This window comes from Anaerocolumna chitinilytica (assembly GCF_014218355.1).
GTDB lineage: Bacteria > Bacillota > Clostridia > Lachnospirales > Lachnospiraceae > Anaerocolumna > Anaerocolumna chitinilytica.
This window is the reverse complement of record NZ_AP023368.1, coordinates 1515705-1531757: the sequence shown is the minus strand read 5'-3', so window position 1 is coordinate 1531757 and position 16053 is coordinate 1515705. Positions and strand designations below refer to the sequence as shown.

The window sequence follows — 16053 nt, the reverse complement described above, 5'->3', positions numbered from 1 at the left end:
ACTTATTAATCAATCAAAACTGACATATTCTGCAGCTCTTTCATTAAGCCGGGTTATTTATTTTTATTTGCAATGAACTCATCAAATTGCTTTTGAACCTCTGCAATATATTTATCAATTCCTGCAGCCTTTAATTTCTTAATGGCGGCATCATAATTTGAATCAAAGTCCACAAATCCGTTTCTGATAGGAGCCAGGTCCTTCTGGCATACTTCATATACGGCAGTTTCAATCTCTTTTACATTTTCATTATTAAATACAAAGCCAATGGCATTGGATAACTTAGCGTCATCATCCCAATGCTGATATTGGTCAATGTACTCCTGGTCAGCATCCGGTGTGAAAACCGTATAATTCTTATTACGGAACATCCACTCATAGAAGAAGTCATTGGTTACCAATCTGTTAATTCTTCCGTCTACCATTTCATAATCTTTTCCTTCAACTCCGTATAATGCAAATAAGTAATTAGCCTGAGAGGAATAGATCCAATTAATAAACTTCATAGCACCTTCCGGGTTAGGAGCTGTATTGGGAATGCAAAGAACTTCTCCGCCGGTTGCTGTGATGTAACGTGGCTTATCATCTGCTAACAAGTAATTCTTTAATTTTGCATCCGGTGCATTTGCTTTTACAGCGCTGGAGATTTCAGTGTCTTTTCCGAAAGAACCTTCGGTCCAGATGTATAAACCTGTCTGCATACGATTTGTTCTTTCATTGTAATTGGTTGATAATTCATCTGAATAGAGTCCTGCGTTATACATACTTCTGTTGAATTTAGCAACATCCTTAAAGGCATCTGTTTCATAATAGCTGTAGACTTTTCCGGTATCCTCACCATACACAGCAGTTTCTTCTTTTGCCACAAAGGTATACTGTTCAGGCTGGAAATATCTTGTAAGAGGCTTAAAGATGATGTCTCCAGGTCCTTTTAATTCCGGATGCTTTTCCTTCACTTTCGTTGCATAGCTAACTAAATCATCGGGGGTATTCAGATCTGTCATTCCTACTTCGTCCATTAAATCCTGGCGAACAGTTACAAATTGATACATACCGGAGGAGGATGCATAAGAGGAGGGAATACCATATATCTGTCCGTTTACTTTTGCTCCCTGAATATGGGTTTCCGGAATTACTTTCTGAATATCCTGACCATATTTCGTAATCAAATCGTCAAGAGGCATTGCCTGCTTTTCATTAACTATCTGTGAGAGATTGGGAAGTCCATCCCAATATAAGTCAATCGGTTCATTGGCAGCAAGCATGATATCCTTTTGTTCCCAGTAGGAATCCCAGGGAACATATATCATCTTAACCTTCAAATTCAGATCGGCTAACATTTTATCAGCAAATTCATTTTCCAAAAATGAAGTCATACGGTCAGCTTCATCTCCAGGATATAGAATTGTTAAAGTACTCGGTTTTCCCGAGGAACTATCTTTTGAACCTTTATCTTCACTGCTTGTCTTGTTTGCCCCATTGCTTGTTTGTGCGCTGTTTTTGCCGCATGCTCCCAATACCCCCATAATCAGAGTGAGCACTAAAACAATCGCTAATAATTTTTGTTTCCTCATAAAATCCTCCTTAAAATAATTTTTATGTTAAGCGAAAATGCTTCCCATCTAAACATGCATTGCCTATTCTTTCACCGCTCCTGTCATAATACCGTTAATGAAGAACTTCTGTACAAACGGGTATAAAAATATAATAGGTCCGATAGTGATGATAGTAACCGCCATTTTAACGGTTTCTGCCGGCAGCGTGATATTGGCGGCTGCGCCGGAAGGAACAACTCCTGAACTGATTGCATTTACATTGGATAAAATATTGTATAAATAATATTGTAAAGGAAAGAGTTTCTTATCATTGATAAACATCAGGGAATTCCACCAGTCATTCCAATACTGCAGAGCATACATTAAGCCCACTGTTAATATTCCCGTCTTACTTAAAGGCAGTGCAATCTTGTAATAAATCTTAAAATAATTGGCTCCGTCTATTTTGGCTGCCTCATAGAGAGACGGCGGGATGTAAGAAAAGTAAGTTCGCAGTAAAAACATATTCCAAACACTAAAGATAGAAGGCAGAATCAATGCCAGAATACTGTTTCTTAGATGATAGTAATTAACGCATACAATGTACCATGGAATTAGCCCTGCGGAAAAAATAATCGTAAAATTACAGAGAAAAGCTATGATATTCCTGTATTTCAGCTTCTTTATGGAGATGGCAAAGGATATCATCGTGGTTATCAACAAAGCTCCTATAGTACCAACAGCCGTTACAAAAATCGTAATCCCATAGGATTTCAGAATTTTACTGCCGCTGTGAGCAAAGATATAAAGATATGTATTGAAAGTAAAGCCCTGGGGAAAAATCGAATACCCATGTATTGCCACATCATTTTCCGAGGAAAATGAAACACTTAAAGTAAGGATTAATGGATAAAGGCAGATTACTGCAAATAGACCCATAAAAAGATAAGCTGAAATTGTTAATAATCTGTCGCTAAATGATTTTTGTATCTTCATGTCAGAACAATCCCTCTCCATCATTTATTTTTTTGGCGAATTTATTTGCTAAAGTAACAAGTATTAATCCCATAACTGACTGGTACAGACCAATCGCTGTAGAATAGGAGAAACCTAAGGTCTTCATGGAGGAATATACATAGGTATCAATAACCGTAACCGCATCCGCCAAGCTTGCATTATTACCTACGATACCGTAGATCATTCCAAAGTCACCGTAAAAAATACGTCCGACACTCAATAAAATCAGTACAACTGCAGTTGGTTTCAACATTGGCAGCGTAAGGTAGAGAATTCTTTGGAATTTATTTGCCCCATCAATTTCAGCTGCTTCAAATAAAGATGCATCAAAGCCTGCCATAGCTGCCATATAGATAATAGAATTATATCCGCTCCATTTCCATACGTTTGCAAAGATAATAATTGGTTTCCAATATTTTGGAGTCGCATACCAGCTTATTGCATCGAACCCCAGGGCCTCGCGCACTTTGTTTACCATTCCGACATCCCTGGCAAAGAACCCGTATACAATTGCACCAACCACTACCCATGACAGGAAATACGGGAAAAACATAGCACTCTGTGTAACCTTCTTAAATAACTTTCCCTTTACTTCATTAAAAAAGACAGCAATACTGATCGGTACGACCAGCCCAAACAGGATACAGAAGATATTAATAATTAATGTGTTATAGGTAACTCTCCTTGCCATGCTGTTTCCAATAAAGAAATATTTAAAATTATGAAGCCCCACAAACTTACTTCCAAATATACCGTCAACAACGTTGTAATCAGTAAAGGCCATCCAAATACCGGCAAAGGGAATATAACAAAAGAGCAATAACACCAATAATGCAGGTAAACACATTAAATATAAGATCCTATTCTCTTTCATTTCCCTGAAAAAACCATTTTTCTTTTTAACCTCGTTGTCTTTTACTCGCATTCTAATCACCACTCTTCTTTTTTAATTTCCTCTTTTAGCTTGTTAATAACTGTGTACTTCTTAACCTTTATCCCTTCCGCAACATATGGATCTTCTGCAGATACCCCCCCCGTTGTCTTGATCCCTTTACTGCTAATCCCATTTTTTGTCCTTTCTGATTTAGTCGGTATAGTTATGGTTCGTTTTATTATTATATCATCAAACGGAATAATATCTCCTTTCCATTTTTGTACAACATATTAACTGTTTACCAAATAATAATAGCACAGTGAAATCATCATTCATACGAATTATTGTTAGGCAAATAAGACATTTTGTTGTATTATTTCACAGTATATCTTTTATTAAAAAATGTAAATATGTGCAATTTAATAATTGTCTGCAGATTGCTGCAGTGAAATGGCATAATTCTCATACAACAAATAGACATATCATTATTGAAATATTTGTTTTGTCCAGTTATAATAATAAATAACCTGTACATTAACCACCAAAGAAAGGTCTTGTCTATGAAAGCGAAACATTGTCAGATACTATCGGATGACGGCACAATCATTAGTAAATACGACTCTTATTTAAAGGCAGTATATACAGATGACACCATGAAGGAATATCATTTTTATGACAATACCAACTCCCCTGAGTTATATGTGTACTACTGCGGTATCTCTTCCTGTCATCCGGGCCATACCTGGGGACCTGCAATACGTGAACATTTTGTTATTCACTATATTTTATCCGGTGAAGGTACCTTAAAGCTGAAGGATAAAACCTACACCTTAAAGGAGAATGAAGGCTTTTTAATAAGCCCTAATGATGTGTCCACCTATTCAGCAAGTTATGATAATCCCTGGGAATATGTCTGGGTTGGATTTCATGGCTTGAATGCTTATAATTACCTGCAGCTTGCAGAACTCTCCTCGGACAAACCTACTTTTAAGTTCACCAGAGGTGACCAGCTTAAAAATTGTCTGCTGGAAATGGTTAAGGTTAACAACGAATATACTCACAGCACTGTACTGCGTATACAATCTCTGCTATATTCTCTTTTTGCAGAGTTAGTGGAAAATTCACAGCAAAATAATCCGGTAAGCTTACATACCACGAAAAACCAGTACATTCGTAAAGCAATTGATTATATACAGACAAATTATATGGATCATATAACCGTAGCCGACCTTGCGGGTTATGTGGGCTTAGACCGCAGTTATTTTACAACAATCTTTAAGGAATGCTTAAATATTCCTCCTCAGACTTATCTGACTCAGTTTAAAATAAATAAGGCTTGTAACCTATTAAAAGATGAATCCTTTTCTGTTTCAGAAATTGCTGTTATGTCAGGTTATAATGATCCGGTGGTATTTCAAAAAGCGTTTAAAAACACCATCGGAATTTCACCTTCGAAATATAGAAAGCAAAACTCTTAAACTACCGCACAAAGAAAAGCTCTATGGAGTTTGAATTAACACATTTGCCCATTGGCTGTCATGTTATGCATGGCTAACAGTGCATTGTGTAATTCATATTCCATAGAGCTTTATTTAACAGCCTTACTAAGGCAGCTTCCAAAAATCCCCCCTTGCGTTGCAGGGATATCTCTTATTTTAACGTATAGCTTGAAAGTGCTCCGGAAGCCGGAAGCTTGCTTACCGTACTCCAACTGCTGTTTACATCCTTAAAACCTATACTGAAGGTATTGCTTAGATTGCTGATGGCAGACTTGGCAATCCTTACTTCATATACAGAAGAATTACTTGAAATAGTTACATTGGCGGTGCCAAGGTCGTTCCAACTCCAGGTACTGCTGTTATCGGGATGACTATATAATTTTCCTAATTCAAACAGGTAATCACAGCCGGAACTGCTCCATGCACTGTCCTGATAACCGGTGGAGGAATTGTTGTCACTGTTAATATAGAACTGGCTATTTGTGCCAAGACCGCTTCCTTGTGCGCAAATATAGATATAATTTGAATCATTCGTCACTTTAAGGCTGGTTGCTGACTGTCCTGTAGCTGTTGAAAGACTTGATATATTACTCCAGTCCGAGGCATTTCCATCAACTGTGATAGAGCCTGGTACAGGTGTCGGCGTCGGTGTAGGTGTTGATGTTCCACCCACCGTAAAGCTTCCAAGATCCAACCATCCGTCCGTATTTTGTCCGGCATTGGCAAAGCCAAGCTTATTCCCATTGGACAGAGGATTTACAACTTTTATACACATATTATAGGTACCGTTTGATAAACCGGGGGCTGATACCGTATATTCAAAGGTTTTTGCAGACTTGTCTGCCGGTATGGTATTCAGATCCCAAGTCGTTGTCCAGCTCTTAACAAGGCTTCCGTTTTGCTTTATGCCAACCTGCACCGGCCACATAGTATGGTCATAATAAAATGGAGCGATTCCGATATTCTTGATGTTGACTCCCAGATAGAGCGGAGCGGAGGCTGCTAAATTATCATAGTATGCCGTCGTTACCTGCAAGTCATAACCAAGTTGCTTTGCAGCTGTTTTCGCGTTTGTTAAGGTTGTTCCGGTATAATTTTTCATCTGTTCACATATCAGCCAGGTAGGATGTGCTTCACTAATACAAGCTGCCCAGGTTTGATTTGTTGAACCCTGCCAGGTAGTACCGGAAAAGAAGGAGCCCTGGTCCGGAGGATATATTTCACCGCCGATAGAATTCGTCATCCATTTATTCTGCTGATTCAAATTAATTAATTTCTGATCAAAACTCCAGGTCTGCCCTCCATTTGCAGCGGATAACGTTGCATTTCCAAAAGAATCATCATGGTATCCAATATTTGCGCTGGCATTGGGCACGCCTGACTTTGGTTCTCTCACACAGAGCTGAGTTTTATTAAAGTAGGAATCAAAGGTAGTCAGAACCTCCGTATATACGGTGCTGGAAATATTCCAGTTGGGCTTACCGTCAGAAGTATCCTCATCATAAGGCCAGTTATGCCATTCCCCCCAAAAACCTAAGAGTCCTAATGTAATATATCCGATACGCGAATCTCCGTCATATTTTGTACCGAAAGCTTTAATAAAGTTCTGCATTGAGGTCCTAAAGGTCTGATTTTCATAATCAGGGCAATAACCTGCGCCGCCTAAATTCGAAGGCTCATCATAGTAGCGCATGGTAAGACCGCCATCAATCAAAAACTGAGGAACACCGGTAGATAATCCCGGATAGTCATAGTAGAAACGGAATACAGCCTGATGGCCGCGTCCTGCAATGGCATTCAGTCTGCTCTCCAGCGCCGACCAGTTAAAAGTATTCATCCCGGTCTGAACATCTCTTACCGGAATATAGAACCACTCCATGCTATGGGGAAATGTTGTTGTGCTGAAATCAAAGGGTAAAAACCCCCTCAGAGGATTGTTATCAAAGGATGTTCCCGGGCTTATAGTATGTGCGGTATGTCCTGTCGTACTGGCTGAAACGGTATTAGCAGAATTATTCATCATGCAAGCTCCTACTATTAGTGTTGCTGTTAATACAAATGCTATTATTTTTTTTGTAATCATCATAGACCCCCTTCATTATACTTGATTTTTTGCGATGAATCTCGGAAATTCAACTTTCAGACAGAAATACTCTCCTTAGAAAGCGCTTCTGCTTTACCCCAACCTCCAATCCTACTATATTAAATACCACTGTTGAAACCAGCGTTGAATGGTATTATATTCCACATTATATACTTTTACTTTTTATATAAAAGGCTGCAATGTTGTTTGTTTCTGTTCATTTGTTTAATTCCTTCCAATTCTCTCAATCTATAATATCTATTTCCTGATTGCAGAAAATGTGGTACAACAAAGAGACCCAGTGGTTTCCCACCGAGTCTCTATCATCCCTTTATGAACCTTTAGAGGCACAGCTTATTGTTACCAGCCTACCCTTATAATAAGTCCCTTCGGGTCACCTACTTCCAGGTAAGACGCCTGCCCGTTCACATCGTCATAGCAGAAGCCATAAGCTAAACCATCGATACTATGATTGTGCCAGAATTTTGCATAGTAGTTGGCAGGTGCCGCCTGATAATATTTGCTTACATTGTTCCAATCAGAGGTATTTCCGTACACATGTCTGTTAAGTGCGGCACAAACAGAGGCATCACTGGCTCCTCCGATACCCAGTAAAATATCTCTGGTCGATATGCTGGAATAACCGGAGAAATAATTGGCGTAAGTTCCCCCAGTATTAAACGGGCCGCTGATAGGGCAAACAATACGATAAGGTGCTTGAAGTGTAGCCAAGGACTTAAATTCTGTCGGAACTTCATTTTGGAACTTCGTAAATAAACCGGCACGGGTTTCGGATTCCAGCTCTCCTACTGTCCTGTCATAGTTTCCGGCTTTATTAACCAGTCTGTGCTGAACCGGGAAACCAAACTGATCTACTCTTGTAGTATTCCCATGGTATCCGGCGGCATCTACTGTGAATTCAACAAAGTCAAAATATACATCTTTGTTGGGATCTGTAGGATTATTTATATCCGGGCCTGCAAAACCATCATTGTAGGTCTTGATGTAGCAAGGTGAACCTACACTTAAGAACATTCTCCCTGAAGTTATCTTCGGCAGATTCACCCAGGAAGTTTCGCTTACTTTATGATAGATGTTTGCATAATTAATACCGTTTTTGGTCAAATGTCCGGCTGCATCGTTAAGACTTGTGGAAATTGCTATAAGATTACCGGACAGGTCCAAATAGCTCCATGCACCGTTAGCAGGATTAATATCGATAACGCCCCAGTAAATATTACTGTCAGCATAAGCACCATTTGTTCCATTCATAACCTTAACACTAACGCCTCCATTTCCAGGAGTCGGTATAGATGAGGCTGCTATAGAATAAATAGAACCCTGGGTTGATCCGCCGGAGGTGTTTGCAATTGTAAAGGACCACTTCTGAGCATCCGTTCCGTTATCCGTATACTGTTGAACCACCGCACCATCGTTTGTCTGAGAGCTGCGTACATCCATAGCCAGTCCGCTGACCTTTGAGATTACCTTATAGTAGCCGCCTCCAACGTCAACGATACTCCATCTCTGAGCACTGCTGCCATTATCCGTCCACTGCTGTAATTGAACGCTATTACTTAAGGAACTGTTAGGCACATCCAGAACCAGCCCGCTGTGCATAGCAGTGATCTTATAATAGCCATCCGACTGTTTCTCAACCTTAAACTGTTGGTTGGTGGTATCATAATTCGTCCATTGCTCTAATTTGGCTCCGGCTGCTGTAGACTTATCGGTAATGTCCAGCACTTTACCGCTTACCTTACTAGTTATCTTATAAACGCTTCCGCTGTTGATACCGCCAGCCTGTCCCGTGTATGTAAAAGTAGATGTGTCATAGGCCGGGGTGCCATTGTTATAAGTGAAGGAGTATACAATTACTGCATTTGCGGCAGAATCAACTGTTTGTTCGTATCTTGCATTTGCCGAATTATAGGTCATTCTTAAGTTTTGCTGTGGACCGGAATTAACGCTGTAATGGACATCCACCCAAGTAGTGCTCACTGTAGATTTGAACCATATGACGGCATTATTACCCGAAACATTTACTCCCTGTGTATAGTCTGCAGCTAAGACTTTAGCAGGAAGCAGCATTGACAGTATTAATAATAAAACCAAACTACACCTTAATAATTTCTTACTCATAGCTATCCCTCCTTGTCAATTATTTAAACTTCTAGCAACATCAACTGTACTATTTTGGGTTTTGTTTACTTTGAATCTTTTTCATTCCTCCCTTCACCTTCTTTTGTAAATTTCCTACAAAACCTGTCCCCTACAATTACACTTTCTCTTCTTTTACATATTTTGTAAATATGTAATTCTTGTGATTTCTTGTATATTCTTGGCATGTTGTTAAAATAAAAAAACTTCACTACAATTTCCTGTATCGTTCAAACAGAGTGAAGTTCAAAGGATACTTTTAAGAAAATGCAATGAAGTTCTTTTATTGATTAAGACTCTCTTTAGCCGGCCCGGCGCAGAGATTTTAACAAAGCCTTGAGGATTACAATTACCACAAAGCAAACTACTCCGGTCAATACAATTGTACCGCCGGGTTTCAGTTTCCAATAGTAGGATAATGTCAGTCCGCAAACCGTAAAGAATACGGCAAAAATCATAGAGGAGGCAAGGGTCATCTTATAACTTCTTCCTATCTGCATACCACAGGCTACCGGGATTACCAATAAAGAGGATACAACCAAAGCTCCTACTGTTCTGGAGGCAATGGATATGGTAAGCGCTGTCAGCATGGTAAAGATAAAGTTCACCAATCTTACCGGTACTCCTGCTATCCTGGCTGCCCTTTCATCAAATCCAATATAGAAAAGTTCTTTATAGAGAAGAAGAAAAGCAGCTAAGACACACACACTTATGATGACAACCATCCGCAGTTCCATATCGCTTATAGCAACAATACTACCGAACAAAAAGCTGTTAAAATTCCCGCTGCTTTTGGTAAAGCCAGAAAGCACACCAGCCAGACCAATTCCTGTTGACATAATAATCGCAATTGCCATTTCCGAATATCTTGGTATTTTCCTTTGAATAAATTCTATACTCAGGGCAGCTGCTATACAGGTACCGGTTGCTCCCAGAATCGGATTGATTCCAAGCAGAATACCAATTGCTACACCTGCCAGAGAAGTATGGGATAGAGCATCCCCTATCATTGATTTTCTCTGCAATACAATAGTCATACCGATACAGGGTGCTATCACTGCTAAGAGAATTCCTACAAGAAATGCCCTTTGCATAAAAGGATACTGTAAAATACTCATAGCTTCACCCCATTTCCAACGACTTCACCTATCTTCCCATCTTCCAGCTGCAGAATTCTGTTTATTCCTGCACATTCCTCCAAATGTCCGTGGGTAACCATAAGTATCGTCAGTTTTTCGCTCTTATGCAGTTCACCCAGAATCTCATAGAGCTGCCTGACGGACTTCATGTCAATCCCGGTTGTTGGTTCATCTAATATCAGGAGTTCAGGTTTTATTACCAGTGCTCTGGCGAGCATAACCCGCTGCTGCTGACCTCCTGAAAGCTCTCCGATCAAGGTTTTCGCATATTCCGACATCTTAAGCTTTTCCAAAGCTTCGTAAACCTGGTGTTTATGACTTTTCGAAGGGAAACGAAACAAACCAATCTGCTTATATAGATTTGCCGTCACGATTTCTTCCACCGTAGCCGGAAAATTCTGATTGGCATAAGTACCGTTCTGGGCAACATAACCCACTTTTCCGCTTCGGATAACCTTATCATTATCTTCTCCCAACAGTCTGATTCTGCCGCGAAGCGGTTTTAATTCTGCTAAAAGCAGCCTTAAAAGAGTGCTCTTACCCGTTCCGTTTTCACCGGTAAGGGCGATAAAATCCCCACCTTCTATTACAGCGGAAGCTTCTTTTAAGATAAGTTCTTTTCCGTATGCAAAGTCCACATTCTGTATTTCTATTGCCTGCATTCCAACCTCTTTCGTGAGTATCTTTCAGGCTTTTTAAAGCGTCTGAAAAATATTCCTGAATCTATATTTAATGTGAATGAAATATCCCAATAATTCAAAACCCAAAATACTGCAAATCCTCAAAAAGAAGGTGCTGCTGCAACTGAAACGAAATAATACGTTTCTGCAAACAACCCCTTCCTGCGGTTTCTATTTTAAAGCTTCTGCCAGACTTGTAAGATTCGTTTCCATCACTGAGAAATAATCTCCGCCAGCTTTTATATCATCCTCGGACAATCCTTCCAGAGGGTTTAAGACGTCTGTTTTTACTCCTACTTCTTTCGCAATGGTCTCAGCTACCTTCGGGCTGACCAATTCTTCAAAAAAGATAACCTTGACCTTATTGTCCTTTGCAAATTGAATGGTTTCTTCCATCTTAGACGGGTCCGGTTCCGAATCCGGGGACAGGCCTTCAATCCCTACCTGATTCAGTCCATAAGCATTGCATAAATAACCAAAGGCCTCATGTGCTACTATGATATCTTTATTTTCAAGGGCTGTCAAGGTTTCCTTATATTTTTTGTCAAGGGCGTCTAATTTAGCAGCGTAGGTCTCATAATTCTCACTGTAATTAGCTTCATTATTCGGATCAGCCTTAATAAAAGCTTCCTTGATATTGTTCATCTCTGATTTTGCATTTTCCGGATTCAGCCATACATGGGGGTCATAAGTACCTTCTTCTTCACTATGACCTTTCTGCAAGGTAATACCGGAAGAAGCTTCGGTTATCACCAGTTCTTTGTTGCTAAGACTGTCTAACACCGTATCTACCCAATGTTCCATCCCTGCACCGTTATAAATAAATACCTGTGCTTTCTCCAGATTCGTAATATCCGAAGCTGCCGGTTCCCAGTCGTGAGGCTCAATTCCTGCCGGTACCATATTAATAACGCTTACTTTGTCGCCGCCAATCTTTTCAGCAAAGTCATACATGGCGTAGAAACTTGTGACAACCTTCAGCTTATCTCCTGTATCTGAGTTCTTAGCATCACCGGATGCCTCTCCTCCCGTTTCAGCGGAAGATACCTGGGGTTCCTTGTTATTTTCATTCTTATTGCCACAGCCGGCAGTTAAAACCGCGATAAGCATAATGGCTGTAAACAGGCAGATAATTCTCTTCATAATAATAACCATTTCCTTTCCATAACCCGCTGTTAGCTGGCAGGTTCAAACACCTATGTGAAATACCAGTTCCTTTATCTTATAGTTTAACCATATTATGTAAATTCATTTCGTTATTTGGTTTCTTTGTGAAGCGTATATTTTTTCAAACGAGGACAATATTTCATAACTTCTATACGTTCGGGATGCTTCTGCTTATTCTTCGTGGTTACATAATTACGGTCATGGCACTCTGTGCATTCCAGTACTATTTTCACTCTCATGTCGGTTTCCTTTCCAAAAGCAAATCATTTGCATTTGCATTTACTGAACCTATCATACCACAATAATTGTATTTGTCAATCCCCAAATATTTTTAATAATAGCTGTAATAAACATACTCTTCTTTCGGTGCCTTTGTTTTGGTAATAACCACATCCTTTAACATGGGGACAATATTACCCTTGTATTTATATTCACCAATTGTTCCGGTAACCGTAATCCATTGATTTTCTTTTAATTTACCGCTTAGGCCGGTCTCCGTAATCAATCCGTATCCTATCAAATCCAGGGCACAGCAGGTCATAATATATCTTCCGGCCAGCAGTTGATTGTCTTTTAAATCTTCCATGGTAAGTACTTGTGCGGTGAATTGATAGCGCTTCCCCTTAAAATCCTTCAGGAAATCAAAAAGTTCAAAATACCAGCAGCCAAACTCATCATCGCTGATTAGAATTGCACCGTCTTCTGTCTTCTTCTTATATTTGAGAGACCTGTCCTTCTCCGCTGCATCCTCTACTTCCTCATATGAAGAATTACCATCAGATGTCAGGTCACCGGCAGAATCTAAAACGCTCCCTGCAGAATCCTCGGAGCTGTTACCGGAGGTATCCCAGGAATTATTGGATTTTTCATTCCTTCCTGCTGGCTCATCTCCTTCTATGGCACCGCCTGCCTGATTTTCGTTCAAATTACTTTCTTGTGCTTTACTGCTTTGTGCAATTGCAATATTGCCATTCCCTCCTTCCATAGCTGGAAACAGCAGTGCAAATACAACGGGCAGCAAGTAAAGAAAATAAGGCTTTATATCGGGATTATGCCTTCCTTTTTGAAGTTCTCCTACTGTAGTAAGTGCAAATACCAAAAGAGCTGCTACTGCAAACCAAATGCCGTACAGGTATCTGGGATGCACGTAATAATAGACTTTGCCGGAAAGCAGCTCATATAGTAAAAGCGTAGCCAGGGCAATAAATACTATTAGTTTCATATATATTTCCAGATTCTTATTTCCTCTCATATGAATAACCATATCCTTTCCAATACGATTCCTGTCTGTGCTAATACTTTTCCACTAAATAATTCATTTCGGTGTTTTACAAAAGAAGAAACATCAGCAGGGTATAGGTTAAAAAACCAACCACTGCCGTTAACAGGCACAGCTGAAACAGAAACTTTTTCGTAAGTACCTCAGAGAGAATAATGATGTTCTTAAAGTCCAGCATTGGTCCAAGTACCATAAAAGAAAGTACGGCGGGTAATGCAAACTGTCCGTAAAAACTTCTTCCGATAAAGGCATTGGAGGTAGAACAGGTGGACATAAAGACAGCTGCCCCAAGCATAATGAAAAACTGCAGCAGTGCACTGGAACTAATAAACATCTTGATCGTCTGGGGCAAAAAGGTCAGACATAGGGACGAAATAAATGCGCCAAAGATAACATAACGAAACACACGGAAGAATTCTTCCCGCGCTCCCTTTATAACTGATAAGAACTTTCCTCTCTTACTGCTTTCATAAACCATATCAACGCTCATTTTAGTCAGCCCTGCATCCGGCCGTATAACATCCTTCGTGGGTATTCGTAAGAGCAGCAGGATAACTCCCACGGTTATACCAATAATGACTCCTGCAAAAATTCTCGCAAGAACTATCCTCCTATTATCCGGAAAGGCATAACACACAGATAGGATTACGACCGGATTAACAGAGGCTGAAGCCAGCCAAAAGGCAATTACCTGAGGCAGCGGCAGATTCTTCTTTAATAAACCTGATACGAAAGGTGCCAGGCCGCAGTCACATACCGGAAAGAAAAAACCTGCCAATCCTGCTGCCAGAAAGGATTTCCAGTTATTTTTACCAAGTTGTCTGCTTAGGAATCCTACCGGTACAAGCAATTGTAAGTAGGAGGATAAAAATGCGCCTAGCAGCAGAAAAGGTATCGCTTGAATTAAAATACTGAGAAAAGAAACAGAAATCTTATTTGTGTAATCATAGGCATAAGAAAGATATTTAGTTGGCAGAAAACATAATCCAACCAATACCGCCAACAGTATAATCATCCCCGGAGTTACTGTTTTTTTGAAATCCTCATAGGGTGTAAAGATTCGCAGAAACCTTTTATCCTCAGCAGGGCTGTTTAAAAATACTGTTTTAATTTTTTTATTTAACGCTTTTATCTTATTTTTTATTTCTTTTTTCTCATTTTCTATTTGATTTTCATAGCGGTTAACAACCACATAATCACTATTCTCTATCTGTGGCCTTAAAAGTCCTCCCATATTGCTGTAATAAGTATGAAAAGTAGCTGCTTCACTGACAAATACGATATTTCTTATACGGCAATCACCTTTTAATTTATTCCCCAGAATATACTGCATATCCCATGTTCCGTTGTATTCTATCAATATGTAATCCGAAGTACCGCCTTCGCAAATCTTCGCAAGGTATTCACCGGTAAGTATCTGCCGGTCTTCCACCGGTATAAGGGTAACATTATACTTCTCCAGGATTTCTTTCTCGTATTCTTCCACTCCCTCCTCACAAAGAAGCAGAATCATTCTTTCGTAGTCTTTTGTCACACCGCTCTTTATCATTTGCTTGATAAACGTAGTTTTTCCGCTTTCTAAAAACCCAGTTACTACATCAATATCGATTGCCATAACCACTCCTTATCCTAAATTTCAAATAACTGCTTTAAACGGTCCTCATTAACCTTACTGCCAATAATACAGATTCTTCCGATATAATCCGGCACCCATTCTCTTATAGTGATTTCTCCAGGAACATAGTCAAATTGCAGCCATTGATGATTATCGGCTTCCAGGATACCCTTGCCACGAAGGATTTGCATGTCCTCTGCCTCCAGCTTATGAAGAATATCTTTTAGTTTCTCTCGGCTGAATACTCTGGAAGTTTCAACTCCCCACACCGAAAATACCTCTTCCGCACAGGTGCTTCTTCCCACTTTCTCAATGCAGGTGCCGGTTACCTTGGCAGGATTTAACCTGATAGTCCTCTTTTCCCTCTGAAGGTCCTCCTCCAGGCTGCTTCTATGTTCTTCCCTTGCAATCTTAAGAATTGCCATACCAGAAAGGCTCTCCCAGTCTGTCGTGATAATAGCAGCTTCCCTATTGTAGTGCCTGATATCTTCCAGAATACCATCTAGTTTCTCTCGGTTTCCTATTGCTGTCCGGCTTAGTATGATTGTTTTTGCGAATTTCAGCTGGTCCTTATAGAACTCAGGAAAATTCTTAAGATACATCTTATACTTACCTGCATCTACCACGGTGATGCATAAATCAAGTTCTACAATCCCCTCTCTAAAAAAAGGGCTACAGCCTTTTATGACATCGGACAGTTTACTGACACCTGAAGGCTCAATCAGGATTCGGTCCGGCTTATATTGCTTTAATACCTCCTTTAGTCCCTGTGTAAAATCTCCTGCTATACTACAGCAGATGCAGCCTGCATTCAGCTCGGTAATCTGCAGATCGTAACTCTTCATAATCTTTCCGTCAATACCGACCGTTCCAAATTCATTCTCAATTAAAGCTATTTTCTCACCCTTAAAGGCCTCTTCCAAAAACTTTTTTATCAGAGTTGTCTTCCCTGCACCTAGAAATCCAGAAAATATATCTATCTTAACAGCCATAAACTTCAATGCC

Annotated in this window: 13 protein-coding genes; 1 reads left to right on the top strand and 12 read right to left on the bottom strand. The window is 39.9% G+C overall.

Annotation, left to right across the window (positions count from 1 at the left end):
- Nucleotides 1–53 precede the first annotated feature (53 nt).
- The 3 genes from bsdcttw_RS06630 to bsdcttw_RS06620 form a co-directional block, all read right to left on the bottom strand.
- Entirely contained in the window at nucleotides 54–1574 is a 1521-nt protein-coding gene (locus bsdcttw_RS06630) for an extracellular solute-binding protein (protein ID WP_197979830.1), read from the bottom strand.
- Nucleotides 1575–1637: 63 nt separating this feature from the next.
- Nucleotides 1638–2531, bottom strand: coding sequence for a carbohydrate ABC transporter permease (locus bsdcttw_RS06625; RefSeq protein ID WP_185258596.1), 894 nt, complete (start codon nucleotides 2529–2531; stop codon nucleotides 1638–1640).
- Between the two features lies 1 nt (nucleotide 2532).
- The gene (locus bsdcttw_RS06620) at nucleotides 2533–3477 is read right to left on the bottom strand and encodes an ABC transporter permease (protein ID WP_185258595.1); all 945 of its coding nucleotides are present in this window, start codon (nucleotides 3475–3477) and stop codon (nucleotides 2533–2535) included.
- A 509-nt stretch (nucleotides 3478–3986) separates the two neighbouring features.
- Here bsdcttw_RS06620 and bsdcttw_RS06615 point away from each other — a divergent pair.
- A complete protein-coding gene (locus tag bsdcttw_RS06615; RefSeq protein ID WP_185258594.1) occupies nucleotides 3987–4904 on the top strand; it encodes an AraC family transcriptional regulator in 918 nt (305 codons plus the stop codon).
- A gap of 172 nt (nucleotides 4905–5076) precedes the next feature.
- Here the strand turns inward: bsdcttw_RS06615 and bsdcttw_RS06610 are convergent, their stop codons facing one another.
- The 9 genes from bsdcttw_RS06610 to bsdcttw_RS06565 form a co-directional block, all read right to left on the bottom strand.
- A complete protein-coding gene (locus tag bsdcttw_RS06610) occupies nucleotides 5077–7008 on the bottom strand; it encodes a hypothetical protein (protein WP_185258593.1) in 1932 nt (643 codons plus the stop codon).
- Between the two features lie 360 nt (nucleotides 7009–7368).
- Nucleotides 7369–9150 carry a beta-1,3-glucanase family protein gene (locus bsdcttw_RS06605; RefSeq protein WP_197979829.1) on the bottom strand — a complete coding sequence of 594 codons (1782 nt, stop codon included), beginning with the start codon at nucleotides 9148–9150 and terminating at the stop codon, nucleotides 7369–7371.
- A 320-nt stretch (nucleotides 9151–9470) separates the two neighbouring features.
- Entirely contained in the window at nucleotides 9471–10286 is an 816-nt protein-coding gene (locus bsdcttw_RS06595; RefSeq protein WP_185258591.1) for a metal ABC transporter permease, read from the bottom strand.
- Nucleotides 10283–10969 carry a metal ABC transporter ATP-binding protein gene (locus tag bsdcttw_RS06590; protein WP_185258590.1) on the bottom strand — a complete coding sequence of 229 codons (687 nt, stop codon included), beginning with the start codon at nucleotides 10967–10969 and terminating at the stop codon, nucleotides 10283–10285. The genes bsdcttw_RS06595 and bsdcttw_RS06590 overlap by 4 nt, the downstream gene beginning before the upstream one ends.
- 189 nt (nucleotides 10970–11158) lie before the next feature.
- Nucleotides 11159–12142 carry a metal ABC transporter substrate-binding protein gene (locus bsdcttw_RS06585; protein WP_185258589.1) on the bottom strand — a complete coding sequence of 328 codons (984 nt, stop codon included), beginning with the start codon at nucleotides 12140–12142 and terminating at the stop codon, nucleotides 11159–11161.
- Nucleotides 12143–12243: 101 nt separating this feature from the next.
- Entirely contained in the window at nucleotides 12244–12393 is a 150-nt protein-coding gene (gene rpmG / locus bsdcttw_RS06580) for a 50S ribosomal protein L33 (RefSeq protein WP_185258588.1), read from the bottom strand.
- A 92-nt stretch (nucleotides 12394–12485) separates the two neighbouring features.
- Nucleotides 12486–13376, bottom strand: a complete 891-nt coding sequence (locus bsdcttw_RS06575) for a TIGR03943 family putative permease subunit (protein ID WP_207726501.1) — start codon at nucleotides 13374–13376, stop codon at nucleotides 12486–12488.
- A 106-nt stretch (nucleotides 13377–13482) separates the two neighbouring features.
- Nucleotides 13483–15048, bottom strand: a complete 1566-nt coding sequence (locus tag bsdcttw_RS06570; RefSeq protein WP_185258586.1) for a permease — start codon at nucleotides 15046–15048, stop codon at nucleotides 13483–13485.
- Between the two features lie 14 nt (nucleotides 15049–15062).
- Nucleotides 15063–16040 (bottom strand): CobW family GTP-binding protein, encoded by a 978-nt coding sequence (locus tag bsdcttw_RS06565; protein ID WP_185258585.1) that lies wholly within the window; start codon nucleotides 16038–16040, stop codon nucleotides 15063–15065.
- Nucleotides 16041–16053 lie beyond the last annotated feature (13 nt).